Below are 23,069 nucleotides of genomic sequence, written 5' to 3' on the forward strand. Positions count from 1 at the left end.
CCACTGACGTGGAAAAGCTGGTGCGCGCGGCGCACCCTACGATTCTGCGCTCACTTGTCCGGCATCGGCATGGGGAACGGCATGACGTTGCCGCCGCCCTTGGCCTCGCTGATCTTCGCCGTGCCCAGGCGCTCCACCTCGTCGATGCGGATGATCGCGTGCATCGGCACGAAGCTGCGTACCACGCCCTCGAACTGCGCCTTGAGCTTCTCCTCGCTGGGGTCGACCACCAGCTGGTTGCGCTCGCCGAAGACGAACTCCTCCACCTCCAGAAAGCCCCACAGATCGCTCTGGTAGATCTGCTTGGCATACATCTCGTACACCTGGCCCTGGTTCTGGAAAATCACCTTGTAGATGGGGTCACGCTTGCTCATGAAGACTCGAAGTCAGGAAAAACGGGGCGCGCAGGATAGCACAGCAGGCGGATCGGAATGCCCTGCGCGCGTGGCGAAAGCCCGTGACACCCGCAGATATCGCGCCAGGCTCGCACCTGTGCCGGTAGCTTGATGCTCGACGCTCCCCTATAATGCGCGGTCATTTTTTAACCACCTCAGACAGTGCCATGACCAAGAAGCTCTATATCGAAACCCACGGTTGCCAGATGAACGAGTACGACAGCTCGCGCATGGTCGACCTGCTGGGCGAGCATCAGGCTCTGGAGGTCACGGAAAAACCCGAAGAAGCCGACGTGATCCTGCTCAATACCTGCTCGATCCGCGAAAAGGCCCAGGATAAGGTGTTCTCCCAGCTCGGCCGCTGGCGCGAGCTGAAGCAGGCCAACCCGGATCTGGTGATCGGCGTCGGTGGCTGCGTGGCCAGCCAGGAAGGCGCGGCGATTCGCGACCGCGCGCCCTATGTCGACGTGGTATTCGGCCCGCAGACCCTGCACCGCCTGCCGGAGATGATCGACGCCGCACGCACCACCAAGACCGCCCAGGTGGACATCAGCTTCCCCGAGATCGAGAAATTCGACCGCCTGCCCGAGCCGCGCGTCGATGGTCCCAGCGCCTTCGTCTCGGTAATGGAAGGCTGCAGCAAGTACTGCACCTTCTGCGTGGTGCCCTACACCCGTGGCGAGGAAGTCAGCCGCCCGCTGGCCGACGTACTGCTGGAAATCACCCAACTCACCGACAAGGGCGTCAAGGAAGTCACCCTGCTCGGACAGAACGTCAACGGCTATCGCGGTGCGACGCCGGACGGTCGCATCGCCGACTTCGCCGAGCTGCTGCATGCGGTGGCGGCCCTCGACGGCATCGAGCGCATCCGCTACACCACCAGCCACCCGCTGGAGTTCTCCGACGCCATCATCGCCGCCCACGCCGAGATCCCGCAGCTGGTGAAGTACCTGCACCTGCCGGTGCAATCCGGCTCGGATCGCATCCTCGCGGCGATGAAGCGCAACCACACCGCCCTGGAATACAAGTCGCGCATCCGCAAGCTGCGCGCCGCCGTGCCGGACATTCTGATCAGCTCGGACTTCATCGTCGGCTTCCCCGGCGAGACCGAGAAGGACTTCGAGCAGACCATGAAGCTGATCGAGGACGTCGGCTTCGACTTTTCCTTCTCCTTCATCTACAGCTCGCGCCCCGGCACGCCGGCCGCCGACCTGGTCGACGACACCCCGGATGAAGTGAAGAAGCAGCGCCTGGCCATCCTCCAGCACCGCATCAACCAGTACGGTTTCGAGAACAGCCGACGCATGGTCGGCACGGTGCAGCGCATCCTGGTCAGCGACTACTCGAAGAAGGACCCGGGCATGCTCCAGGGCCGCACCGAGCAGAACCGCATCGTCAATTTCCGCTGCGACAATCCGCGCCTGATCGGCCAGTTCGTCGATGTGCACATCGACGACGCCCTGCCCCATTCGCTGCGCGGCACCCTGCTCGATGCCAGCACCCTCAACTAAAGCCACGGCCGCTCACGCTTTGCGTTGTGGGCGGCCGGCGTTATGCTCCAGTTATCCCTCAGCCAAGTGACGGCCACAACACAACCTTGAACGCTCCCCTAGAACCCCATCGCTTCACCCTCGAACCTTTCGAGGCCCGCCGTTTCGCCAACCTCTGCGGCCAGTTCGACGAGCACCTGCGCCTGATCGAAGAACGTCTCGGTCTGGAAATCCGCAACCGTGGCAACCAGTTCGAACTGGTCGGCGCCAGCGACAAGGCCATCGCCGCCGAGTCCCTGCTGCGCAAGCTGTACCGCGAAACCAAAGCCACCGAGCTGTCACCCGACCTAGTGCACCTGTACCTGCAGGAATCCGGCGTCGAAGAGCTGGCCAACCCCAGCAATGCGCCGCAGGTGACGCTGCGCACCAAGAAGGGGGTGATCAAGCCGCGCGGTCCCAATCAGCAGCGCTACGTCAAGGCCATCCTCGACAACGACATCAACTTCGGCATCGGCCCGGCCGGCACCGGCAAGACCTACCTGGCGGTGGCCTGCGCGGTGGACGCGCTGGAGCGCGAGCAGGTAAGACGCATCCTGCTGGTACGCCCGGCGGTGGAAGCCGGCGAAAAGCTGGGCTTCCTGCCCGGCGATCTGGCGCAGAAGATCGACCCCTACCTGCGCCCGCTGTACGACGCGCTCTACGAAATGCTCGGCTTCGATTACGTGGCCAAGCTGATCGAGAAGCAGGTGATCGAGGTTGCGCCGCTGGCCTATATGCGTGGCCGCACCCTTAACAACAGCTTCATCATTCTCGACGAGAGTCAGAACACCACCGTCGAGCAGATGAAGATGTTCCTCACCCGTATCGGTTTCGGCTCCACCGCGGTGATCACCGGCGACATTACCCAGGTCGACCTGCCGCGCGGCACCAAGAGCGGCCTGACCCACGTGATCGACGTGCTGCGCGAGGTGCCGGGCATCAGCTTCACCCACTTCAAGCCCAAGGACGTGGTGCGCCACCCGCTGGTGCAGCGCATCGTCGAAGCCTACGAGCGCCACGATGCACGCCTGCACGGCAAGGTCGAGGACGGCAATGCTTGAGCTGGACCTGCAGCTGGCCAGCGATGGCCAGCACCCGGACGAGGCACAACTGCGCCGCTGGTGCGAACTGGCCCTGCGCCAGCGCACGGCCGATTCCGAGCTGACCATCCGCCTGGTCGACGAGGAAGAAGGCCGCGAGCTGAACCGCACCTGGCGGCACAAGGACTACGCCACCAACGTCCTGTCCTTCCCTGCCGAAATTCCCGATGGAATTCTCGATATCCCATTACTGGGCGATCTGGTGATCTGCGTGCCGGTGCTCGAGCGCGAAGCGGCCGAGCAGGGCAAGACCCTGGAGGCGCACTGGGCGCACCTGGTGATTCACGGCTGCCTGCACCTGCTTGGCTATGACCATATCGAGGAAGACGAAGCCCTCGAGATGGAAGAACTGGAACGACAATTGCTCGCCGAACTGGGTCACCCCGACCCGTATGCGGGCGACGAATGATTCTCCTGATAAGGACCCCGAGTAAAACGCCATGAGCGAAGACCGATCGAGCAACGAGCAGAAGTCCTGGTTCAACAAACTGACCCAGGCTTTTGCTCATGAGCCGAGAAACCGCCAGGAACTGCTGGAAGTCCTGCGCGAAGCCCACCAGAACAAGCTGCTCGACAGCGAGGCGCTGGCCATCGTCGAGGGTGCCATCCAGGTCGCCGACCTGCAGGTACGCGACATCATGGTGCCGCGCTCGCAGATGATCAGCATCAAGGCCAGCCAGAGCCCGCGCGAGTTCCTGCCCGCCATCATCGACGCCGCCCACTCGCGCTATCCGGTGATCGGCGAAAGCCTCGACGACGTGATCGGCATCCTCCTGGCCAAGGATCTGCTGCCGCTGATCCTGCAGGGCGAGCAGGCCAGCTTCAACATCAAGGACCTGCTGCGCCCGGCCACCTTTGTGCCCGAGTCCAAGCGTCTCAACGTGCTGCTGCGCGAGTTCCGCGCCAACCACAATCACATGGCCGTGGTGATCGACGAGTACGGCGGCGTCGCCGGACTGGTGACCATTGAGGACGTGCTCGAACAGATCGTCGGCGACATCGAGGACGAGCACGACGTCGAGGAAGACGGCTATATCAAGCCGCTGCCGTCCGGCGACTACCTGATCAAGGCACTGACGCCCATCGACAGTTTCAACGAGACCTTCGACAGCGAATTCTCCGACGACGAGTACGACACCGTCGGCGGCCTGGTGATGAACGCCTTCGGCCATCTGCCCAAGCGCAACGAGGTCACCGAGATCGGCGAGTTCCGCTTCCGCGTGCTCAACGCCGACAGCCGCCGCATCCACCTGCTGCGCCTGACCCCGGTCAGCCGCTGACGGCCGGCATCCGGGGAGGGCTGAAGTGCCTCCCCGGATTGCATCCGGGCTACGACTTGCCGCCTGCCACTGCCTGCCCCTACCCTTGCGCCACCCCGATCCCAAGGATTTGCCCATGCTGCAATGGATGACCCGCCCGGGCTGGCCCGGCCATCTGCTCGCCTGCGCCGCCGGCGCCCTGACTACCCTGGCGCTCGCCCCCTTCGACCTGTGGCCGCTGGCAGTGCTGTCCATCGCCCTGTTCTATCTCGGCCTGCGCGAACTGCGCCCGGGCCATGCGGCGCTGCGTGGCTGGAGCTACGGCTTCGGCCTGTTCGCCGCGGGCACCAGCTGGGTCTATGTGAGCATTCACGACTATGGCGCGGCCTCGCCGGCGCTGGCCGGCTTGCTCACCCTGGGCTTCGTCGCCGGCCTTGGCCTGTTCTTCGCCCTGACCGCAGCGCTGTGGGCGCGCTGGATACGCCGCAGCGAAGCGCCGCTGGCCGACGCCCTGGCGTTCGCCGCGCTGTGGGTCGCCCAGGAAGTGTTTCGCGGTTGGTTCCTCACCGGTTTTCCCTGGCTCTACACCGGCTACAGCCAGCTGCAAGGCCCGCTGAGCGGCCTGGTACCCATCGGTGGCGTATGGCTGGCGTCCTTCCTGATCGCCCTGTCGGCCGCGCTGATCGTCAATCTCGAGCGCCTGCGCCCGCACAAGCCGCGCTACCTGTGCGCCCTGCTTCTGCTGCTGGCGCCCTGGCTCGCCGGCCTGGCGCTGCAGGGCCAGAGCTGGACGCGCCCGGCAGGCGACAGCCTGAAGGTGGCCCTGGTGCAGGGCAACGTCGAGCAGAACCTGAAATGGGACCCGGCCCAGCTCAATGCCCAGCTGGCGCTGTATCGCGACCTCAGCTTCAGTGCCGAGCGGGTCGACCTGCTGGTCTGGCCGGAGACCGCCATTCCGGTGCTCAAGGATCTGGCCCAAGGCTATATCGGCGTGATGGACCGCTTCGCCCGTGACCGCAACAGCGCGCTGATCACCGGCGTGCCGGTGCGGCAGTCCAACGAGCGTGGCGAACTGCGTTACTACAACGCCATCACCAGCTTCGGCGAAGGCCAGGGCACCTACCTCAAGCAGAAGCTGGTGCCCTTCGGCGAATACGTGCCGCTGCAGGAGGTGCTGCGCGGGCTGATCGCCTTCTTCGACCTGCCGATGTCCGACTTCGCCCGCGGTCCGGCCGATCAGCCGCCGCTGCTGGCCAAGGGTTACCGGGTGGCGCCGTTCATCTGCTACGAGGTGGTCTATCCGGAGTTTGCCGCGGCGCTGGCGGCAGACAGCGACATCCTCCTGACGGTGAGCAACGACGCCTGGTTCGGCACCTCCATCGGCCCACTGCAGCATCTGCAGATGGCGCAGATGCGTGCGCTGGAGGCGGGTCGCTGGATGATCCGCGCCACCAACAACGGCATGACCGTGGTGATCGATCCGCAGGGCAGGATCCAGGCTGCGCTGCCGCAGTTCGAGCAAGGCGTGCTCTATGGCGAAGTGCTGCCGATGCAGGGGCTCACGCCCTACCTGCAATGGCGCATCTGGCCGCTGGCGATTCTCTGCGCCCTGCTGCTGGGCTGGGCGCTGCTGGCCAGCCGCATGGCCAAGACGCTTTAGCCGCTACGCCGCCTGCAGTTCGTAGGGCGCGCCGTGCGCACCGGAGGAACGCACTTTCGTTTCAGGGTGTGGATTGGCCTGGAGCGCTGGTGCGCACGGCGCGCCCTACTTCCTGCCGCACGGATCGCCGCGGCTCCTTCTTACAGCTTGTGGCTTATCGCTTAACGCTGCCCATAGACCAGAGGATAAAACCACAGGCCCAGCGCCTCGTTGAGCAGCTGGCTGTTCTGCCAGATGGCCCGAGACTCCGGTAGCCAGCCTCCCAGCGGACGCTCGTAGCCCTTGCTGAGAAAGCCCATGGGCGCCGTGATCACCTCGAAGCCGGCCTGTTCGAAACACCAGCGAGCCCGCGGCATATGCCAGGCCTGGGTCACCAGTACCACGCGCCGCACCCCCTGCGCCTGCAGCAGCTCGGCGCTCAGTTGGGCATTTTCCCAGGTGGTGCGGCTCTGCTCCTCCCGCCAGCGGATCTCCAGGCCGTAGTCGCGCTGCATCACATCGGCCATCAGCGCCGCCTCGCTGGGCGGCTGACCGTAGTGCAGGCCGCCCGTGGCAGCCAGCGGCAAACCGGAAGCTCGCGCCAGTCGCGCGGCGTAACGCAGACGCTCCAGCGCCATCAGGCCCGGCTGATCGACAAGGCCCCAGCCCGGATCACCCTGCTCGCGCCCCGCGCCCAGAATCACGATGGCATCGGCGCGCTGCGCCAGACTCGGCCACTGCGCTTCGGCCAGCGCCGGCTCGCGCTCCAGCTGCCGCGCGCTCCACTCCACCACGGCCGGAAGGCTCATCAGCCACAGGCCGCCCACCCCCGCCACGAAGCAGGCGGTCGCCAGACAGGGAAAGCGCCGGCGCAGCCACCAGGCGAACAGGATGAGCAGCAGAAACAAGCCGGGCGGCATCAGCAGCTGTTTGAGGATGAAGCGAATCGGCATGGGCACCTCCAGGGCGCCCAAGCCTAACGAGGATTGCCGCTACGGAACAACTTGGAACCACAGGCCTGACAGGCCTGGGCATTCTGGCCCCGTTGCCAGGTCACCGGCGTGCCGCACAGGGCGCAGCACAATGCCTGGCGCCGCTTGAGCAAGGGCTTGGCCTTGGCCACGGGGCGGGCAGCGGCGCCCTTGCCCACGCGCACGGGCTGACGCTGGATCAGCGCCAGCTCCTCGGCCGCCGCATGCCAGCCACGCAGCCAGTGCAGGTCACGGTTGAGGTAAGCGCGGATCAGCTCCAGCTCGGCCGGACTCAGGCCGTCCAGCTCCAGCTCGCGCAAGGGCTCGGCATGCAGCCGGCTGGCCGTGTCGGCTTCCTCGAGCGCCAGGGCGAGCCGCTGCAGCAGCCGCTCGTACAGCCCCCCGCCTCGTTCCAATTGCCGCGCATCAGCCATCCAACACCTCGCAAGGCCCGAGATTCGCGGCCCTTGAGTAAAGCTTAGCGAAGGCCCCGCAAGCAGCCGGATGCCGCGACAAACGGCGTGCGCGCCGCAATCTGGGTTTCCCTCGGCAGACGGCGCTCATGTATGCTACGACGTTTTCCGCAAGCCCCATTCCTTCAGCGCCAGAGCCATGCACGAACAGTACTCGCCCCGTGAAATAGAAGCCGCCGCGCAGTCCCACTGGGACGCGCAGAAATCCTTCGTCGTCAGCGAACAGCCCGGCAAGGACACCTTCTACTGCCTGTCGATGTTCCCCTACCCCAGCGGCAAGCTACACATGGGGCACGTGCGCAACTACACCATCGGTGACGTGATCGCGCGCTACCAGCGCATGCAGGGCAAGAACGTGCTGCAGCCGATGGGCTGGGACGCTTTCGGCATGCCGGCGGAAAACGCCGCGATGAAGAACCAGGTGGCGCCGGCCAAGTGGACCTACGAGAACATCGCCTACATGAAGTCCCAGCTCAAATCGCTGGGCCTGGCCATCGACTGGACGCGCGAAGTCACCACCTGCAAGCCGGACTACTACCGCTGGGAACAGTGGCTGTTCACCCGCCTGTTCGAGAAGGGCGTGATCTACCGCAAGAACGGCACCGTCAACTGGGATCCGGTGGACCAGACCGTACTGGCCAACGAGCAGGTCATCGACGGCCGCGGCTGGCGTTCGGGTGCGCTGATCGAGAAGCGCGAAATCCCGATGTACTACTTCAAGATCACCGCTTACGCCGATGAGCTGCTGAGCAGCCTGGACGAGCTGGATGGCTGGCCCGAGCAGGTCAAGACCATGCAGCGCAACTGGATCGGCAAGAGCTTCGGTGCCGACATCGTGTTCGACTACGACGTCGCCAGCATCGGCATCGATGGTCAGCTGAAGGTCTACTCCACTCGCCCCGACACTCTGATGGGCGCCACCTACGTCGCCGTGGCCGCCGAACACCCGCTGGCCCAGCGCGCTGCCGAATCCAATCCGGCCATCGCCGCCTTTATCGCCGAGTGCAAGGCCGGCTCCGTGGCCGAGGCCGACATGGCCACCATGGAGAAGAAGGGCCTGGCCACCGGCCAGTTCGTCATTCATCCGCTGACCGGGGACAAGCTGCCGGTATTCGTCGCCAACTACGTGCTGTGGGGCTACGGTGAAGGCGCGGTGATGGCCGTGCCAGCGCATGACGAGCGCGACTTCGAGTTCGCGGGCAAGTACGACCTGCCGATCAAGCAGGTCTACACCGGCGAAGGCAAGGACTATGACGCCAGCACCTGGCAGGACTGGTACGGAGACAAGGCCGGCCTGACCACCATCAACTCCGGCAAGTACGACGGTCTGGATTTCAGCGCCGCCTTCGACGCCATCGTCGGTGATCTGGAAGCCAGTGCGCACGGCGCGCGCAAGACCCAGTTCCGTCTGCGCGACTGGGGCATCAGCCGCCAGCGTTACTGGGGCTGCCCGATCCCCATCATCCACTGCGACAGCTGCGGCGATGTACCGGTGCCGGAAGACCAGCTGCCGGTGGTGCTGCCCGAAGACGTGGTGCCGGATGGCGCAGGCAGCCCGCTGGCGAAGATGCCCGAGTTCTACGAGTGCAGCTGCCCGAAATGCGGCGCCCCGGCCAAGCGCGAAACCGACACCATGGACACCTTCGTGGAGTCGTCCTGGTACTTCGCCCGCTACGCCAGCCCGAACTACGAAGGCGGCATGGTCGACCCGCAAGCGGCCAACCACTGGCTGCCGGTGGATCAGTACATCGGCGGCATCGAGCACGCCATCCTCCACCTGCTCTACGCGCGCTTCTTCCACAAGCTGATGCGCGACGAGGGCCTGGTGTCTTCGAATGAGCCGTTCAAGAACCTGCTGACCCAGGGCATGGTGGTCGCCGAGACCTACTACCGCACCCTGGAAAACGGCGGCAAGGACTGGTTCAACCCAGCCGACGTGGAAGTCGAGCGTGACGCCAAGGCCAAGGTCATCGGCGCCAAGCTCAAGAGCGACGGCCTGCCGGTGGAAATCGGCGGCACCGAGAAGATGTCCAAGTCGAAGAACAACGGCGTCGACCCGCAGGACATGATCGATGCGTACGGCGCCGACACCTGCCGCCTGTTCATGATGTTCGCCTCGCCGCCCGATCAGAGCTGCGAATGGTCGGATGCCGGCGTCGAGGGCGCCAACCGCTTCCTGCGTCGCGTCTGGCGCCTGGCCCACGGCCATGTCAGCGCCGGTCTGCCTGGCAAGCTGGACATCACCAGCCTCAGCGACGAGCAGAAGGCCGTGCGCCGCGCCATTCACCTGGCGATCAAGCAGGCCAGCAACGATATCGGCCAGCATCACAAATTCAACACCGCCGTCGCCCAGGTGATGACGCTGATGAACGTGCTGGAAAAGGCCGCCACCGCAACCGAACAGGACCGCGCACTGGTGCACGAAGGTCTGGAGATCGTCACCCTGCTGCTGGCACCGATCACCCCGCACATCAGTCACGAGCTGTGGCAGCGCCTGGGTCACGCCGATGCGGTGATCGATGCGCAGTGGCCGCAGGTCGATGAATCCGCCCTGGTGCAGGACAGCCTGACCCTGGTGGTACAGGTCAACGGCAAGCTGCGCGGGCAGATCGAAGTTCCGGCCAGCGCCTCCCGCGAGGATGTCGAAGCCGCCGCCCGCGCCAACGAGAACGTGCTGCGCTTCACCGAGGGCCTGAGCATTCGCAAGGTCATTGTGGTGCCAGGCAAGCTGGTCAACATAGTCGCCAACTGATTAAGCTCGGCGCCACCGCGACGTGGCGCCGCGATCCGCCAAGGGGATATGAGAATGATGAAACGGAATCTGCTGGTCATCGGCCTGGCCGCCCTGCTCAGCGCCTGTGGTTTCCAGCTGCGTGGCACCGGCGACGTACAGTTCGCCCTCAAGGAGCTCGATGTCAGCGCGCGTAACGCCTATGGCGAAACCGTGAAGGAACTGCGTGACGTGCTGGAAAACAACGGCGTTCGCGTTCACGCCGGCGCCCCCTACAAGCTGGTGCTGAGCAACGAGTCGGAGAATCGTCGCAGCGCGAGTTACAACAGCGGCGCCCGTACCGCCGAGTACGAGCTGAACATGGCTCTGGACTACGAACTCCGTGGTGCACGCGACCTGCTGCTGACCAACGACCGCGTCGAGGTCCAGAACTACTACCAGCAGGATGACAACAACCTGACCGGCTCGGATCAGGAAGCCGCTCAGCTGCGCAACGAGCTACGCCGCGAGCTGATCCAGCAACTGGCACTGCGCCTGCAGCAGATCACGCCTGCACAGCTGGACCAGTTGCAGCAGACCGCCGAAGCCCGCGCCAGGGCAGAAGCCGAAGCGCTGGAGGCTGCCCGCAGCGCCCGCGAAGCTCAGGTCGCTCCGCAGCAGTCGCCGATCGAACTGCCGTCCCGCTAAAAGTCCAAGGGCCGCAGCCGCGGCCCGACGCCTCCGTCCAGATGACCTCACCTCGATGAAGCTTGCCCCCGCGCAACTCGGCAAACACCTGCAAGGCGCGCTTGCCCCTGTCTACGCCATCAGCGGGGACGAGCCACTGCTCTGCCAGGAAGCCGCCGACGCCGTTCGCAACGCCTGCCGCCAGCAGGGCTTCAGCGAACGTCAGGTGTTTAACGCCGAAGCCAACTTCGACTGGGGCAACCTGCTGCAGGCCGGCGCCAGCCTTTCGCTGTTCGCCGAAAAACGCCTGCTGGAACTGCGCCTGCCCTCCGGCAAGCCGGGCGACAAGGGCACGGCTGCCCTGCTCGAATACCTGGGCCGGCCGCCCGAGGACACCGTTCTGCTGCTCAGCCTGCCCAAGCTCGACGGCAGCACGCAGAAATCCAAATGGGCCAAGGCCCTGATCGACGGCCAGGTGAGCCAGTTCATCCAGATCTGGCCGGTGGACGCCAACCAGCTGCCGCAATGGATTCGCCAGCGCCTGGCCCAGGCCGGCCTGAGCGCCAGCGCCGATGCGGTGGAAATGATCGCCGCACGCGTCGAAGGCAACCTGCTGGCCGCCGCCCAGGAAGTGGAAAAGCTCAAGCTGCTCGCCGAAGGCAACCAGGTGGATGCGGAGACCGTGCAAGCCGCCGTGGCCGACAGCGCCCGCTTCGACGTGTTCGGCCTGATCGACTGCGCCCTGGCCGGCGACGCGGCGCATGCCCTGCGCGTCCTCGAAGGGCTGCGCGGCGAGGGCGTGGAAACGCCGGTGATCCTCTGGGCTCTGGCGCGCGAGATTCGTCTGCTGGCTGGCATCGCCCACCAGCAGAGCCAGGGCATCCCGCTGGACAAGGCCTTCGCCAGCGCCCGCCCTCCCGTCTGGGACAAACGCCGCCCGCTGGTTTCCAAAGCCCTGCAACGCCACAGCAGCAAACGCTGGGGCCAGTTGCTGCAGCAGGCGCAGCTGATTGACGCGCAGATCAAGGGCCAGGCGCCCGGTGATCCCTGGAGCGATCTGGCACTGCTGACCCTGCAACTGGCCGGTCAACGCCTGCGCCTCGCGTAGGGCGCCGCGGGGCCGCCCAGGTCGTGCGCAGCCAATGGCGGTAATCCCGGTACGCACCGCAGCCTCCACAATCTGGACATTTTCCGTACAGCGGCGCATAGTCCGCGCGCCTGCGCTGGAAACAGGCCCTACCGAGGAACCCCGCATGAGCAAGAAAGCCGCAAAGCGGCCGAACAAGGCCAAATCCATCATCGCCCAGCCACTGTTTCGTTCCCGCCAGGAACGACCGCAGAAAGGCAAAGGCAGCTACCGCCGCGAAGCCTCCCACAACTGGGAGGCTTCTTGCTTTATGGGGTATGTCGGCGCACTGATGGCCCTGCCTGCAGCCCGGTCATGCTAAGGTAGCAGCCTGCTTAAACGCCCTGAGATAGACATGCCACCCCAGTTTCCACGTCGCACCCTGGCCCTGCTTCCTCTATTGCTGTTGGCAGCCTGCGCCCAAGCCCCAGCAGAAAGTCTTCCGCCAGCCGCACCGGTTGCCGCACCGCAGGTCACCGCCGAGAAACCTGCCCCCAGCTTTGCCGATTGGCGCCAGGCGCTGCGCAGCGAGGCAGTGGCTGCCGGAATCGATGCCGCCCTGTTCGACCGCGTCTTCGCCGGCATCACGCCTGACCCGAGCGTCATCAAGGCCGACAGCAGCCAACCGGAATTTACTCGCCCGGTATGGGAGTACCTCGATGGCGCCGTCTCGGCCAGCCGAATAGGCCGTGGACGCGTGCTGCTGGCCCAGCACAATGCAGTGCTGCAGCGCATTGAGCAGCGCTACGGCGTCGAGGCGCCGGTACTGGTGGCGATCTGGGGTCTGGAGAGCAACTTCGGCAACAACATCGGCGGCCACAGCGTGATTCGCTCGCTGTCCACCCTGGCCTTCGAAGGCCGCCGCCAGGCCTTCTGGCGCACCCAGTTGCTGGCCGCCCTGCAGATACTGCAGAACGGCGACATCAGCAGCGAGCGCATGATCGGCTCCTGGGCCGGAGCCATGGGCCAGACCCAGTTCATGCCCACCACCTACAACCAGCACGCCGTGGATTTCGATGGCGACGGCAAGCGCGACCTGTGGAACTCCTCGAGCGATGCCCTGGCCTCGGCCGCCCATTATCTGCAGGCGTCCGGCTGGCAGCGCGGCCAGCCCTGGGGCTTCGAGGTTCGTCTGCCGAACGGTTTCGACTACGCCCTGGCCGACCCCGAGCAGCGCCGCACATTGGCCGAATGGGCCGAGCTCGGCGTACGGCCACTGGCACCGACAGGGGCGGCGGCAAGCTCCCGAGCCAGCCTGCAGTTGCCTGCCGGCCATCGCGGTCCGGCCTTCCTGCTGCTGGACAACTTCCGCAGCATCCTCAAGTACAACAACTCCACCTCCTATGCGCTGGCCATCGGTCTGCTCGCCGACAACCTGCTGCGCCCCAGCGAGGTGCAGGGCCAATGGCCGCGTGACGAACGTCAGCTGGGCCGCAGCGAACGCATCGAACTGCAGGAGCTGCTGGCACAGAAGGGTTTCGACCCCGGCCCGGCCGACGGCATCATCGGCGCCAATACACGCAAGGCCATCCGCGCCCTGCAGCTGCAGCTGAACTGGCCGGCCGACGGCTATCCCAACACGCAACTGCTGCAACAGCTGCGCGGCCGCTGACGCCAACGCCGCTGGCGTGGCCGCCCCGGCAGGCGGCCACCAGCCTCTCGCCAAGCTACTTGTCGACAAGCGGCCCCGGCGTCTGCATACACCTTCTGTGGTAGACTGGCGGGCGGCCAAAAGCCACCTGCCCACGGAGCCTCTACCGGAGCCCAGATTTCCGATGTCCGATACCTCCTCGCCCAAACCCGTCGCCAGCGGCGAAAAATTCCGCACCGCCCAAGGCATCACCGCGATCAAGGATGGTCAGAAGCGCCGTGCCTCGGCCGAGCCCCAGGTCTTCGAGCCCAAGCCCAAATGGCTGCGGGTCAAGGCACCGGGCGGCAGCCGTTTCGAGGCGGTCAAGCGCAACGTCGGCGAGCACCGCCTGAGCACCGTGTGCCAGGAATCGCATTGCCCGAACATGGGCGAGTGCTGGTCCAACGGCACCGCGACCATCATGCTGATGGGCTCGGTGTGCACCCGCGCCTGCCGCTTCTGCGCGGTGGACACCGGCAACCCCAATGGCTGGCTGGATCTGGAAGAGCCGCAGAACACCGCCAAGTCGGTGGAACTGATGGCCCTGCGTTATATCGTGCTGACCTCGGTGGACCGCGACGACCTGGAAGACGGCGGCGCCAGCCACTACGCAGCCTGCGTGCGGGCGATCAAGGAGAACACCCCGCAGGTGGTGGTCGAAGCCCTGACCCCGGATTTCGATGGCGACCATCAGGCCATCGAACGCGTGGTGGACTCGGGCTTGGAGGTGTTCGCGCAGAACGTCGAGACGGTCAAGCGTCTGACCCATGTGGTACGCGACCCGCGCGCCGGCTACGAGAAGACCCTCAAGGTGCTCGAGCACGCCAAGAAGCACCGTCCGCAGGTGCTGACCAAGACCAGCCTGATGCTCGGCCTGGGCGAAACCGATGAGGAAATCCTGGAAACCATGGATGACCTGCGTGCCATCGGCGTGGACATCCTCACCCTCGGCCAGTACCTGCAACCCACGCGCAACCACCTGAAGGTACAGCGCTGGGTCAGCCCCGAAGAGTTTAACCGCCTGCGTGACATCGGCCTGGAGAAGGGCTTCATGGAAGTCGCCGCCGGCCCGCTGGTCCGTTCCAGCTACCGCGCCGACCGCGTGTTCGAGAAGAACAACCTGGGCCTGGCCGCCCCGGTTCCAGTGCCCGGCCAGGAGGTCGACGCCAGCCTGATTCCGGCGCTGAACCTGAACTGAGCCTGCTCTTCACGACAAACGAAAAAGGGACGCCGAGGCGTCCCTTTTTCGTTTCTGACAACACTAAACTCGGTAGCCTCATTGGTGCGCGCAGCGCACCCTACGCATGGCGGATCACCGTCCGTAGGGTGCGCCGTGCGCACCGCGAAATCGCTGATATCCCTGGGCGGCCCGCCCCTATGCGTAGCCCAGACGGGCGCGCAGCGCCTGCTCCAGCCGTTGCGACACCTCGTCGAACGCTGGCGGCGATGGCAGCAGATCGCGCATCTGCACCATCTTCAGCCCCGCGTAGCCGCAGGGATTGATGCGCTGGAAAGGCGACATGTCCATATCGACGTTCAGCGCCAGGCCATGGAAGGAGCAGCCACGGCTGACACGCAGGCCCAGCGAGGCGATCTTGTCGCCTGCCACGTACACCCCTGGCGCGTCGGCCTTGGGCGCCGCCTCGATGCCATAGCTGGCAAGCAGGTCGACCAGACTCTGCTCCATGGCGGTGACCAGTTCGCGCACGCCGAGATCGAGGCGGCGCAGATCGAGCATCAGGTAGGCCACCAGCTGGCCGGGACCGTGATAGGTCACCTGGCCGCCGCGCTCGACCTGCACCACCGGAATGTCGCCCGGCGCCAGCAGGTGTTCGGCCTTGCCGGCCTGGCCCTGGGTGAACACCTTGGGATGCTGCAGCAGCCAGATCTCGTCCGCCGTCCGCTCGTCACGCTCGCGCGTCAACTGGCGCATGCTTTCCAGGGTGGGCTGATACTCGACCAGCCCCAGATGGCGGACAACGAGCTCGGGCACGGCTATCACAGCACCATGTGCACGCGGCCGGTGGCACGCAGATCGACGTGAATGGCCTGCAACTGCTCGACGCTGGTGGCGGTGATCAGCACCTGCACCGAGAGGAAGTTGCCGTTGCGGCTGTCACGCATCACCAGGGTCGAGGCATCCAGGTCCGGCGCGTGACGCTGGATCACTTCGATCACCAGGTCGGAGAAACCTTCGCCAGCGGTGCCGATCACCTTGATCGGGTAACGCTCGCAGGGAAATTCGATTTTGGGCGGTTGGACGTCGCTATCGGTCATGGCATCAGCGGGCTCAAAGCCCGTCCAGAAGAGGGCCGCCCCGGGTTGGAGCGGCCAGGTTTGATCAGTTGAACAGGCCGAAGAAGAACAGTCGGATGCTGTCCCACAGACGGCGCAGCAGACCGCCCTCTTCGACCGCCTCGAGGGCCACCAGGTCGGTGCTGCGCACCACCTCCTCGCCCAGCTTGACCTCGACCTTGCCGATCACGTCGCCCTGCTGGATCGGCGCGATCAGACGCGGATTGAGGCTCATGCTCGCCTGCAGCTTCTCCAGCTGGCCCTTGGGCAGGGTCATGGTCAGGTCCTCGGCCAGGCCGGCCTTGACCTGATGCGTGGTGCCCTTCCAGACAGTAGCCTGCGCCAGCTCGGTGCCCTTCTTGTAGAAGGTGCGGCTTTCGAAGAAGCGGAAGCCGTAGGTCAGGAGCTTCTGTACCTCGGCGGCGCGGGCCTGCTCGCTGACGGTGCCGAACACGGCGGCGATCAGGCGCTGGCCGTCACGCACGGCAGAGGCCACCAGGCAGTAACCGGCTTCTTCGGTGTGGCCGGTCTTGAGGCCATCGACCGTACTGTCACGCCACAGCAGCAGGTTGCGGTTCGGCTGCTTGATGCCGTTCCAGAGGAATTCCTTCTGCTTGTAGATATCGTAGTGAGCCGGGTCCTCGTAGATGATCGCGCGGGCCAGCTTGGCCATGTCGTGCGCCGAGGAGTAATGCTCCGGGTCCGGCCAGCCGGTGGAGTTCATGAAGTGGGTGTTGCTCATGCCGAGACGCTGGGCATGGGTGTTCATCATGTCGGCGAAGGCGTCCTCGCTACCGGCGATGTGCTCGGCGATGGCGATGCTGGCGTCGTTGCCCGACTGGATGATGATGCCGTGCAGCAGATCGTCCACCGAGACTTCCTTGCCCACCTCGATGAACATCTTCGAGCCGCCCTTGCGCCAGGCCTTCTCGCTGACGCGGACCATGTCGCTTTCCTTGATCTGGCCGCGGTTGATCTCCAGGGTGGCGATATAGGCGGTCATCAGCTTGGTCAGGCTGGCCGGCGGCAGGCGCTGGTCACCGTTGCTCTCCACCAGGACCTGGCCGCTGGCGGCATCCATCAGCACGTAGGAAGTCGCGGCCAGTTGCGGGGGAGCGGGAACCACTTGCTGGCTGGACCAGGCGAGCGGTGCGGTCAGCAGGCCCAGGAAGAGGAAGGCACGTTGCGCGAAGCTGGTGATGTTCATCCGTCTCTCGAAAATGTGTTGCTTGGGTTGTAAACGCGACCCCGAAGGATCATCTGGCGGCTCGCCACGAGCGAGCCACGGGTGTTAGTCCGGCAATTGCCGGGGAAGTGCCCTCAGTCGGCACGCACCAGCGTGGGCTGCCCCAGGTTGGCCAGGCGTACGCTGCTCTGCAGCTGCTCAGCCTCGCCCTGGTTGCTGATCGGCCCCAACCTGACCCGGTGCAGGATCTGCTGGTCGCGTACCACTGAGCTGATGAACACCGGGACACTGGTGGTCTGAGTCAGCTTGGCCTTGAGCAGCTCCGCAGCGTCCGGATTGGCGAAGGCTCCCACCTGGAGATACAGGCCAGAGGCTGCGAGTGAATCGTTTTTTTTTGAGTCGATCTGCACGGGCACCACGGCCGCCGCGTGCTGCGTCGGCGGTGGCGAGTACTGCTCGACGACCTGTGCCACCGGCTGCGCGGCAGGCTTGGCCACAGCGGCCTTGGCCGGCTGATTGTTGGCCAGCACCAGCGGTACCGGTCGGCCCTGCTGCGCCCACCACTCGTGGGGGTCGATACCCTCGACCTTGACCCGCGCGGTGCCCTTCTCGGCATAGTCGAGCTTCTTCGCCGCGGCGAAGGACAGGTCGATGATGCGATCGGAATAGAACGGTCCGCGGTCGTTGACGCGCAGGATCACGCTCTTGCCGTTCTCCAGGTTGGTCACCCGCACGTAGCTGGGCAGCGGCAGCGTCTTGTGCGCCGCGGTCATGCCGTACAGGTCGTAGGTCTCGCCGTTGGCGGTGGCCTGACCATGGAACTTGGTGCCGTACCAGGAAGCCGGCCCCACCGCCTGATAGCGACGGGCGTCCTGAATCGGGTAGTACTGCTTGCCGAACACTACGTAGGGGCTGGCCTTGACCGGCCCGTAGTGCGGCATGGGGATGGCATCGGGGATCTTCGACACGTCCACGTCCCACCAGGGCGCGCCATCCTTGTGCGGACGGTTGAAATCGCCCGGCCCGGAAATGCCGCTGGATTGACCAGGCGTCACCACCGGCTGCGGTGCACGATTGGAAGAGCAGCTGGTCAGCAGCAGCGCCGCGGTGACGCAGGCCGCCAGCGGCAGCAGTTTGGACGCACTCATCGATTACCCCGTGCTTCGACCAGCAGTTCAGACAGTTGGTTGACCGCCATGGCGTACATCACGCTGCGATTGTAGCGGGTGATGGTGTAGAAGTTGGGCAGGCCGAACCAGTATTCGTCGCCCTGCGCGCCCTCCAGGCGGAAGGCGGTGACCGGCAGATCCTCGGCCAGCTTGTCCTTGCTCTTCCAGCCCAGCGCACGCAGCTCGGCGACGTTCTTCACCGGGTCCAGGCCCTGGGTCAGGCCTTCGTCGACCCGCGCACCGCTGACCTGGACGCGACTGGCGACCTGGCCGCCGGTCTGCCAGCCGTGACGCTTGAAATAGCTGGCAACACTGCCGATGGCATCGGTCGGGTTGCTCCAGATGTTGATGTGGCCGTCACCGTCGAAGTCCACGGCGTAAGCGCGGAAGCTGCTCGGCATGAACTGCGGCAGGCCCATGGCACCGGCGTAGGAGCCCTTCAGCGAAAGCGGATCGACCTGCTCCTCGCGAGTCAGCATGAGGAACTCGCGCAGTTCCTTGCGGAAGAACGGCGCGCGCGGCGGGTAGTCGAAGGCCAGGGTGGACAGCGCGTCCATCACCCGCCAGCTGCCGGTGTTGCCGCCGTAGAAGGTCTCCACGCCGATGATCGCGACGATGAATTGCGGCGGCACGCCGTACTCGGCTTCGGCCTTCTCCAGCGCCGCCTGGTGCTGACGCCAGAAGTCCACACCACGCGCGATGCGGGCGTCGGTGATGAAGATCGGGCGGTACTCCTTCCATGGCTTGACCTTCTCCGCCGGACGCGAAATGGCGTCGAGAATGGCCTGCTTGCGCTCCACCTCGGCGAACAGGGCAACCAGCTGCTCGCTGGCGAAACCGTAGTCGCGGGTCATTTCCTCGACGAACTCGGCCACCTGCGGCGAGCCGTCGTAATCAGCCGCCAGCGCCTGGGCACCTGTGCCGAGCAGGCCGGCCATGCCGACCCCGATGACCGTCCGAGCAGCCCAACTGCGCAGTGAATGCATTAAGTCCCAACCCCCAATCAAACCTGAGCGATCCACTTTCTGTGGGTGTGGATCGCCATCAATATCCCGAAGCCTGACAACAGCGTCACCAGATGGGTTCCGCCGTAGCTAATGAAGGGCAGCGGCACCCCAACCACCGGCAACAGCCCGCTGACCATACCAATGTTGACGAAAACATAAACGAAGAAGGTCATGGTCAGCGCCCCGGCCAGCAGCTTGCCGAACAGCGTCTGTGCCTGGGCGGTGATCACCAGGCCGCGCGCCAGCAGCAGCAGATACAGCAGCAACAGGAGGCAGACGCCAACCAGGCCGAACTCTTCGGCAAGCACGGCAATGATAAAGTCCGTATGGCTTTCCGGCAAAAAATCCAGGTGCGACTGAGTGCCCAGCAGCCAGCCCTTGCCCAGAACGCCGCCCGAACCGATGGCCGCCTTGGACTGGATGATGTTCCAGCCCGCCCCCAGCGGATCGCTCTCCGGGTTGAGGAAAGTCAGCACGCGGCGCTTCTGGTAGTCGTGCATGACGAAATACCACATGCCCACCGCAATCGGCACCACGGCAGCGGCAGCGCCGAGGATCCATCGCCACTGCAGGCCGGCCATGAACACCACGAAGGCCCCCGAGGCCAGGATCAGCAGCGAGGTGCCGAGGTCCGGCTGCTTGGCGATCAGCACCACGGGTACACCGATCATCGCCAGGCTGACGACCAGATGCTTGAAACGCGGCGGCAGGTTGTGCCGCGCCAGGTACCAGGCGATGGTCATCGGCATGATGATCTTCATCAGCTCCGACGGCTGGAAGCGAATCACCCCGGGGATGTTGATCCAGCGGGTGGCCCCCATCGCGGTATGTCCCATCAGCTCGACCACCAGCAGCAGGCCGACGCCCGCCACATAGGCCAGCGGCACCCAACGCGCCATGAAGCGCGGGTCGAACTGGGCGATCAGCACCACGCCCAGCATGCCGATGCCGAACGAGGTGGCCTGCCGGATCAACAGGTCGACGTTCTTGCCACTGGCCGAATAGAGGATGAACAGGCTGCCGGCGCCCAGTACCAGCAGCAGCAGCAACAGCCAGCCGTCCAGGTGCATGCGCTGCAGCAGCGTGGCGCGGCGGCGCAGCACGTCCTCATCGGACAGGGTGCGGTCGAAATTGCTCTTCATCGCTGACTGACCTCGGCGTTCTTCGGCTGCGCGAACTCGGCCTTGAGCTGGCCCGTCTGCTGATCCAGCAACCAGGCGTCCATCACCTGCTTGACCACCGGCGCGGCGACGCCAGAGCCGGATTCACCGTTCTCCACCATCACCGCCACGGCGATCTGCGGGTTCTCCACCGGGGCGAAGGCGACGAACAGCGCGTGGTCGCGGTGGCGCTCCTGGACCTTGTTGCGGTCGTACTTCTCGCCCTGCTTGATCGCCACCACCTGCGCGGTACCGCTCTTGCCGGCGATGCGATAGACCGAACTCTCGCCGACCTTGCGCGCGGTGCCGCGGGCACCGTGCAGCACGTCCTCCATGCCGCGGATGCCGTATTCCCAGAACTTCGGATCGCGCAGCACGATATCCGGCATAGGATTCGGGTCCACGGGCAGGCGGCCATCGACACTCTTGGCCAGGTGCGGACGTATCCACTTGCCGCGGGTGGCCATCAGCGCGGTAGCCTGCGCCAGCTGCAGCGGCGTGGTCTGCATGTAGCCCTGGCCAATACCGAGAATCAGGGTTTCGCCGGGGTACCAGGGCTGGCGATAACGCGCCCGCTTCCAGTCGCGCGAGGGCATCAGGCCCGCGGTTTCCTCGAACATGTCCAGCGCCACGCGCTGCCCGAGGCCGAAGCGGCTCATGTAGTCGTGCATGCGATCGACGCCCATCTTGTGCGCCAGATCGTAGAAGTAGGTGTCATTGGAACGGGCGATGGCCAGGTTGAGATCGACCCAGCCGTCACCGGTACGGTTCCAGTTACGGTACTTGTGGCTGTGATTGGGCAACTGATAGAAGCCTGGGTCGAACACCCGCGAGGTGGGCGTGACCACGCCGGCATCGAGGCCGGCCACGGCGACCATCGGCTTGATGGTCGAGCCCGGCGGATAGAGGCCGCGCAGCACGCGGTTGTACAGCGGCTGGTCGATTGAGTCGCGCAGCTCGCCATAGGCCTTGAAGCTGATGCCGGTGACGAAGGGGTTGGGATCGAAGCTGGGCTGACTGACCATCGCCAGCACCTCGCCGTTGTTCGGGTCGATCGCCACCACCGCACCGCGGCGGCCGCCCAGGGCGTTCTCGGCGGCCTCCTGCAGGTGCACGTCGAGGCTCAGGACGATGTCCTTGCCCGGCTTCGGGTCGATGCGATTGAGCACCCGCAGTACGCGGCCACGGGCGTTGGTCTCGACTTCTTCGTAACCCACTTCGCCGTGCAGCTCGTCTTCGTAGAAGCGCTCGATGCCGGTCTTGCCGATATGGTGGGTGCCGGCGTAGTCGGTCGGATCGAGACGCTTGAGTTCCTGCTCGTTGATGCGACCGACATAGCCGACCGAATGAGCGAAGTGCTCCTGCTGCGGATAATGCCGCACCAGCTGCGCCGCCACCTCGACGCCGGGCAGGCGGAACTGGTTGACCGCGATGCGGGCGATCTGCTCCTCGGACAGCTCGAACAGGATCGGCACCGGCTCGAAGGGCCGCCGCCCCTGGCGCACGCGGCGCTCGAACAGCGCGCGCTCGTCCGCGGAAAGCTCCAGTACCTCGACCACGGTATCGAGCACGCTCAGCCAGTCGCCGGCACGCTCGCGGGTAACGGTCAGGCTGAAGCTCGGTCGGTTGTCGGCGATGATCACCCCGTTGCGGTCGAAGATCAGCCCGCGCGTCGGCGGAATCGGCTGCACGTGGATGCGGTTGTTCTCGGCCAGCGTGGAGTGATACTCGTACTGAACCACCTGCAGGTAGTACATGCGCATGATCAGCAGGCAGGTGAGCACGATGATTGCCACAGCACAGAACACCACCCGGCGCTTGACCAGGCGGGCGTCCTTTTCATGATCCTTGAGACGAATCGGCTGCGGCATCGATGACTACTTGTGGTACGGGTGGCCGGACAGCACGGTCCAGGCACGGTAGATCTGTTCGCCGAGCAGAATCCTGACCAGCGGGTGTGGCAGCGTCAGCGGCGACAGCGACCAGCGCTGTTCGCTACGCGCGCAGACCTCCGGCGCCAGCCCTTCCGGGCCGCCGACCATGAGGTTGACGTTGCGCGCATCCAGGCGCCAGCGCTCCAGCTCCGCTGCCAGCTGTTCGGTGCTCCAGGGCTTGCCATGGACCTCCAGGGTAACGATACGTTCGCCCGGCTGCACCTTGCTCAGCATGGCCTCGCCCTCCTGACGGATCAGGCGGGCGACGTCGGCGTTCTTGCCGCGGGTATTGAGAGGAATCTCCACCAGCTCCAGCGGGAGTTCGGCGGGCAGACGCTTGACGTACTCCTGCCAGCCCTCCTCGACCCAGCGCGGCATGCGCGAACCGACGGCGATCAGCTTGATGCGCATCGCGCCGCCTTATTCAGCGGAATGCTGGGCGCGGCTCTGCTCGGCGCCCTGCCACAGGCGCTCCAGATCATAGAACTGGCGCGCGGTCGGCAGCATCACGTGCACGACGATGTCGCCCAGGTCGAGCAGGGCCCATTCGCCGCTGTCCAGACCTTCGCTGCCGATCGGGCGCACGCCCTGCTCCTTGACCTTTTCCAGCACGTTTTCCACCAGCGACTTGACCTGGCGGCTGGAGCTACCGCTGGCGATCACCATGAAATCGGTGATGCTGGTCTTGTCCTTGACGTCGATCACGGTGATGTCGGTCGCCTTGATCTCTTCCAGCGCCGCCACGGCGATCTTGACCAGCTCTTCGCTGGGCATGTTCTGCTTGCTCATAAATGACTCG

22 protein-coding genes and 1 pseudogene are annotated in these 23,069 nt (G+C 65.3%); 11 read left to right on the forward strand and 12 right to left on the reverse strand.

Annotation, left to right across the window (positions count from 1 at the left end):
• Positions 1-50: 50 nt before the first annotated feature.
• Complete coding sequence (locus tag L1F06_RS20920; protein WP_003240237.1) at positions 51-374, reverse strand: DUF1820 family protein; 324 nt, start codon at positions 372-374, stop codon at positions 51-53.
• A gap of 188 nt (positions 375-562) precedes the next feature.
• On the opposite strand from L1F06_RS20920, the gene miaB reads away from it, so the two are divergent.
• The 5 genes from miaB to lnt all read left to right on the forward strand — a co-directional run bounded on the left by miaB (position 563) and on the right by lnt (position 5,943).
• Positions 563-1,906: a tRNA (N6-isopentenyl adenosine(37)-C2)-methylthiotransferase MiaB gene (gene miaB, locus L1F06_RS20925; protein ID WP_003240235.1), complete on the forward strand. Its 1,344-nt coding sequence runs from the start codon at positions 563-565 to the stop codon at positions 1,904-1,906.
• 86 nt (positions 1,907-1,992) lie between these two features.
• Positions 1,993-2,985 (forward strand): PhoH family protein, encoded by a 993-nt coding sequence (locus L1F06_RS20930; RefSeq protein ID WP_003240233.1) that lies wholly within the window; start codon positions 1,993-1,995, stop codon positions 2,983-2,985.
• Complete coding sequence (gene ybeY / locus L1F06_RS20935; RefSeq protein ID WP_003240231.1) at positions 2,978-3,433, forward strand: rRNA maturation RNase YbeY; 456 nt, start codon at positions 2,978-2,980, stop codon at positions 3,431-3,433. Before L1F06_RS20930 ends, ybeY begins: the two co-directional genes overlap by 8 nt.
• A 31-nt stretch (positions 3,434-3,464) precedes the next feature.
• Positions 3,465-4,304, forward strand: coding sequence for a CorC family transporter (locus tag L1F06_RS20940; RefSeq protein ID WP_012019708.1), 840 nt, complete (start codon positions 3,465-3,467; stop codon positions 4,302-4,304).
• A gap of 115 nt (positions 4,305-4,419) precedes the next feature.
• Positions 4,420-5,943, forward strand: a complete 1,524-nt coding sequence (lnt, locus tag L1F06_RS20945) for an apolipoprotein N-acyltransferase (RefSeq protein ID WP_129482991.1) — start codon at positions 4,420-4,422, stop codon at positions 5,941-5,943.
• 161 nt (positions 5,944-6,104) lie between these two features.
• On the opposite strand, the gene L1F06_RS20950 is transcribed toward lnt, so the two are convergent.
• Positions 6,105-6,875: a YdcF family protein gene (locus tag L1F06_RS20950; protein WP_129482992.1), complete on the reverse strand. Its 771-nt coding sequence runs from the start codon at positions 6,873-6,875 to the stop codon at positions 6,105-6,107.
• A gap of 23 nt (positions 6,876-6,898) precedes the next feature.
• Positions 6,899-7,327: a hypothetical protein gene (locus L1F06_RS20955; RefSeq protein WP_003240222.1), complete on the reverse strand. Its 429-nt coding sequence runs from the start codon at positions 7,325-7,327 to the stop codon at positions 6,899-6,901.
• 178 nt (positions 7,328-7,505) lie between these two features.
• Here L1F06_RS20955 and leuS point away from each other — a divergent pair, with 178 nt between their 5' ends.
• The 6 genes and pseudogenes from leuS to lipA all read left to right on the forward strand — a co-directional run bounded on the left by leuS (position 7,506) and on the right by lipA (position 14,717).
• Entirely contained in the window at positions 7,506-10,118 is a 2,613-nt protein-coding gene (gene leuS, locus L1F06_RS20960) for a leucine--tRNA ligase (RefSeq protein ID WP_129482993.1), read from the forward strand.
• 54 nt (positions 10,119-10,172) lie between these two features.
• Positions 10,173-10,784: an LPS-assembly lipoprotein LptE gene (locus L1F06_RS20965; protein ID WP_129482994.1), complete on the forward strand. Its 612-nt coding sequence runs from the start codon at positions 10,173-10,175 to the stop codon at positions 10,782-10,784.
• A 55-nt stretch (positions 10,785-10,839) separates the two neighbouring features.
• On the forward strand, positions 10,840-11,871 hold the full coding sequence (gene holA / locus L1F06_RS20970) for a DNA polymerase III subunit delta (protein ID WP_096825554.1): 1,032 nt from the start codon (positions 10,840-10,842) through the stop codon (positions 11,869-11,871).
• A gap of 145 nt (positions 11,872-12,016) precedes the next feature.
• Positions 12,017-12,163 (forward strand): annotated as a pseudogene (arfA, locus tag L1F06_RS20975) (alternative ribosome rescue factor ArfA); the annotation flags it as partial.
• A gap of 81 nt (positions 12,164-12,244) precedes the next feature.
• Positions 12,245-13,501 carry a lytic murein transglycosylase gene (locus tag L1F06_RS20980; RefSeq protein ID WP_096825553.1) on the forward strand — a complete coding sequence of 419 codons (1,257 nt, stop codon included), beginning with the start codon at positions 12,245-12,247 and terminating at the stop codon, positions 13,499-13,501.
• A 163-nt stretch (positions 13,502-13,664) separates the two neighbouring features.
• Positions 13,665-14,717: a lipoyl synthase gene (lipA, locus tag L1F06_RS20985; protein ID WP_003240209.1), complete on the forward strand. Its 1,053-nt coding sequence runs from the start codon at positions 13,665-13,667 to the stop codon at positions 14,715-14,717.
• Between the two features lie 177 nt (positions 14,718-14,894).
• Here lipA and lipB read toward each other — a convergent pair whose 3' ends face one another.
• The 9 genes from lipB to rsfS all read right to left on the reverse strand — a co-directional run bounded on the left by lipB (position 14,895) and on the right by rsfS (position 23,044).
• Complete coding sequence (lipB, locus tag L1F06_RS20990; protein ID WP_252576795.1) at positions 14,895-15,452, reverse strand: lipoyl(octanoyl) transferase LipB; 558 nt, start codon at positions 15,450-15,452, stop codon at positions 14,895-14,897.
• 65 nt (positions 15,453-15,517) lie between these two features.
• A complete protein-coding gene (locus L1F06_RS20995) occupies positions 15,518-15,796 on the reverse strand; it encodes a DUF493 domain-containing protein (RefSeq protein WP_003240204.1) in 279 nt (92 codons plus the stop codon).
• Between the two features lie 64 nt (positions 15,797-15,860).
• On the reverse strand, positions 15,861-17,021 hold the full coding sequence (locus tag L1F06_RS21000) for a D-alanyl-D-alanine carboxypeptidase family protein (RefSeq protein WP_003240203.1): 1,161 nt from the start codon (positions 17,019-17,021) through the stop codon (positions 15,861-15,863).
• A gap of 113 nt (positions 17,022-17,134) precedes the next feature.
• Complete coding sequence (locus tag L1F06_RS21005) at positions 17,135-18,148, reverse strand: septal ring lytic transglycosylase RlpA family protein (protein WP_012019716.1); 1,014 nt, start codon at positions 18,146-18,148, stop codon at positions 17,135-17,137.
• Positions 18,145-19,155: a lytic murein transglycosylase B gene (gene mltB, locus L1F06_RS21010; RefSeq protein ID WP_129482996.1), complete on the reverse strand. Its 1,011-nt coding sequence runs from the start codon at positions 19,153-19,155 to the stop codon at positions 18,145-18,147. The genes L1F06_RS21005 and mltB overlap by 4 nt, the downstream gene beginning before the upstream one ends.
• A gap of 17 nt (positions 19,156-19,172) precedes the next feature.
• The gene (gene rodA, locus L1F06_RS21015) at positions 19,173-20,318 is read right to left on the reverse strand and encodes a rod shape-determining protein RodA (protein WP_012019718.1); all 1,146 of its coding nucleotides are present in this window, start codon (positions 20,316-20,318) and stop codon (positions 19,173-19,175) included.
• A complete protein-coding gene (gene mrdA / locus L1F06_RS21020; RefSeq protein WP_003240197.1) occupies positions 20,315-22,207 on the reverse strand; it encodes a penicillin-binding protein 2 in 1,893 nt (630 codons plus the stop codon). Before mrdA ends, rodA begins: the two co-directional genes overlap by 4 nt.
• Positions 22,208-22,213: 6 nt before the next feature.
• A complete protein-coding gene (rlmH, locus tag L1F06_RS21025; protein ID WP_003240195.1) occupies positions 22,214-22,681 on the reverse strand; it encodes a 23S rRNA (pseudouridine(1915)-N(3))-methyltransferase RlmH in 468 nt (155 codons plus the stop codon).
• Positions 22,682-22,690: 9 nt separating this feature from the next.
• Positions 22,691-23,044, reverse strand: a complete 354-nt coding sequence (gene rsfS, locus L1F06_RS21030) for a ribosome silencing factor (protein WP_003240193.1) — start codon at positions 23,042-23,044, stop codon at positions 22,691-22,693.
• Positions 23,045-23,069 lie beyond the last annotated feature (25 nt).

Origin of the sequence: Pseudomonas hydrolytica (assembly GCF_021495345.1) — a bacterium.
GTDB classification, from domain to species: domain Bacteria; phylum Pseudomonadota; class Gammaproteobacteria; order Pseudomonadales; family Pseudomonadaceae; genus Aquipseudomonas; species Aquipseudomonas hydrolytica.

Bases quoted from the DNA above. Each gene is read 5' to 3' on its own strand.
- leuS (WP_129482993.1), top strand. From the start codon at position 7,506: ATGCACGAACAGTACTCGCCCCGTGAAATAGAAGCCGCCGCGCAGTCC.
- mrdA (WP_003240197.1), bottom strand. From the start codon at position 22,207: ATGCCGCAGCCGATTCGTCTCAAGGATCATGAAAAGGACGCCCGCCTG.
- miaB (WP_003240235.1), top strand. From the start codon at position 563: ATGACCAAGAAGCTCTATATCGAAACCCACGGTTGCCAGATGAACGAG.
- lipA (WP_003240209.1), top strand. From the start codon at position 13,665: ATGTCCGATACCTCCTCGCCCAAACCCGTCGCCAGCGGCGAAAAATTC.
- L1F06_RS20995 (WP_003240204.1), bottom strand. From the start codon at position 15,796: ATGACCGATAGCGACGTCCAACCGCCCAAAATCGAATTTCCCTGCGAG.
- mltB (WP_129482996.1), bottom strand. From the start codon at position 19,155: ATGCATTCACTGCGCAGTTGGGCTGCTCGGACGGTCATCGGGGTCGGC.
- lnt (WP_129482991.1), top strand. From the start codon at position 4,420: ATGCTGCAATGGATGACCCGCCCGGGCTGGCCCGGCCATCTGCTCGCC.
- lipB (WP_252576795.1), bottom strand. From the start codon at position 15,452: ATGCGCCAGTTGACGCGCGAGCGTGACGAGCGGACGGCGGACGAGATC.
- holA (WP_096825554.1), top strand. From the start codon at position 10,840: ATGAAGCTTGCCCCCGCGCAACTCGGCAAACACCTGCAAGGCGCGCTT.
- rsfS (WP_003240193.1), bottom strand. From the start codon at position 23,044: ATGCCCAGCGAAGAGCTGGTCAAGATCGCCGTGGCGGCGCTGGAAGAG.
- L1F06_RS20950 (WP_129482992.1), bottom strand. From the start codon at position 6,875: ATGCCGATTCGCTTCATCCTCAAACAGCTGCTGATGCCGCCCGGCTTG.
- L1F06_RS21000 (WP_003240203.1), bottom strand. From the start codon at position 17,021: ATGAACATCACCAGCTTCGCGCAACGTGCCTTCCTCTTCCTGGGCCTG.
- rlmH (WP_003240195.1), bottom strand. From the start codon at position 22,681: ATGCGCATCAAGCTGATCGCCGTCGGTTCGCGCATGCCGCGCTGGGTC.
- L1F06_RS20955 (WP_003240222.1), bottom strand. From the start codon at position 7,327: ATGGCTGATGCGCGGCAATTGGAACGAGGCGGGGGGCTGTACGAGCGG.
- ybeY (WP_003240231.1), top strand. From the start codon at position 2,978: ATGCTTGAGCTGGACCTGCAGCTGGCCAGCGATGGCCAGCACCCGGAC.
- L1F06_RS20980 (WP_096825553.1), top strand. From the start codon at position 12,245: ATGCCACCCCAGTTTCCACGTCGCACCCTGGCCCTGCTTCCTCTATTG.
- L1F06_RS20940 (WP_012019708.1), top strand. From the start codon at position 3,465: ATGAGCGAAGACCGATCGAGCAACGAGCAGAAGTCCTGGTTCAACAAA.
- L1F06_RS21005 (WP_012019716.1), bottom strand. From the start codon at position 18,148: ATGAGTGCGTCCAAACTGCTGCCGCTGGCGGCCTGCGTCACCGCGGCG.
- L1F06_RS20965 (WP_129482994.1), top strand. From the start codon at position 10,173: ATGATGAAACGGAATCTGCTGGTCATCGGCCTGGCCGCCCTGCTCAGC.
- L1F06_RS20920 (WP_003240237.1), bottom strand. From the start codon at position 374: ATGAGCAAGCGTGACCCCATCTACAAGGTGATTTTCCAGAACCAGGGC.
- rodA (WP_012019718.1), bottom strand. From the start codon at position 20,318: ATGAAGAGCAATTTCGACCGCACCCTGTCCGATGAGGACGTGCTGCGC.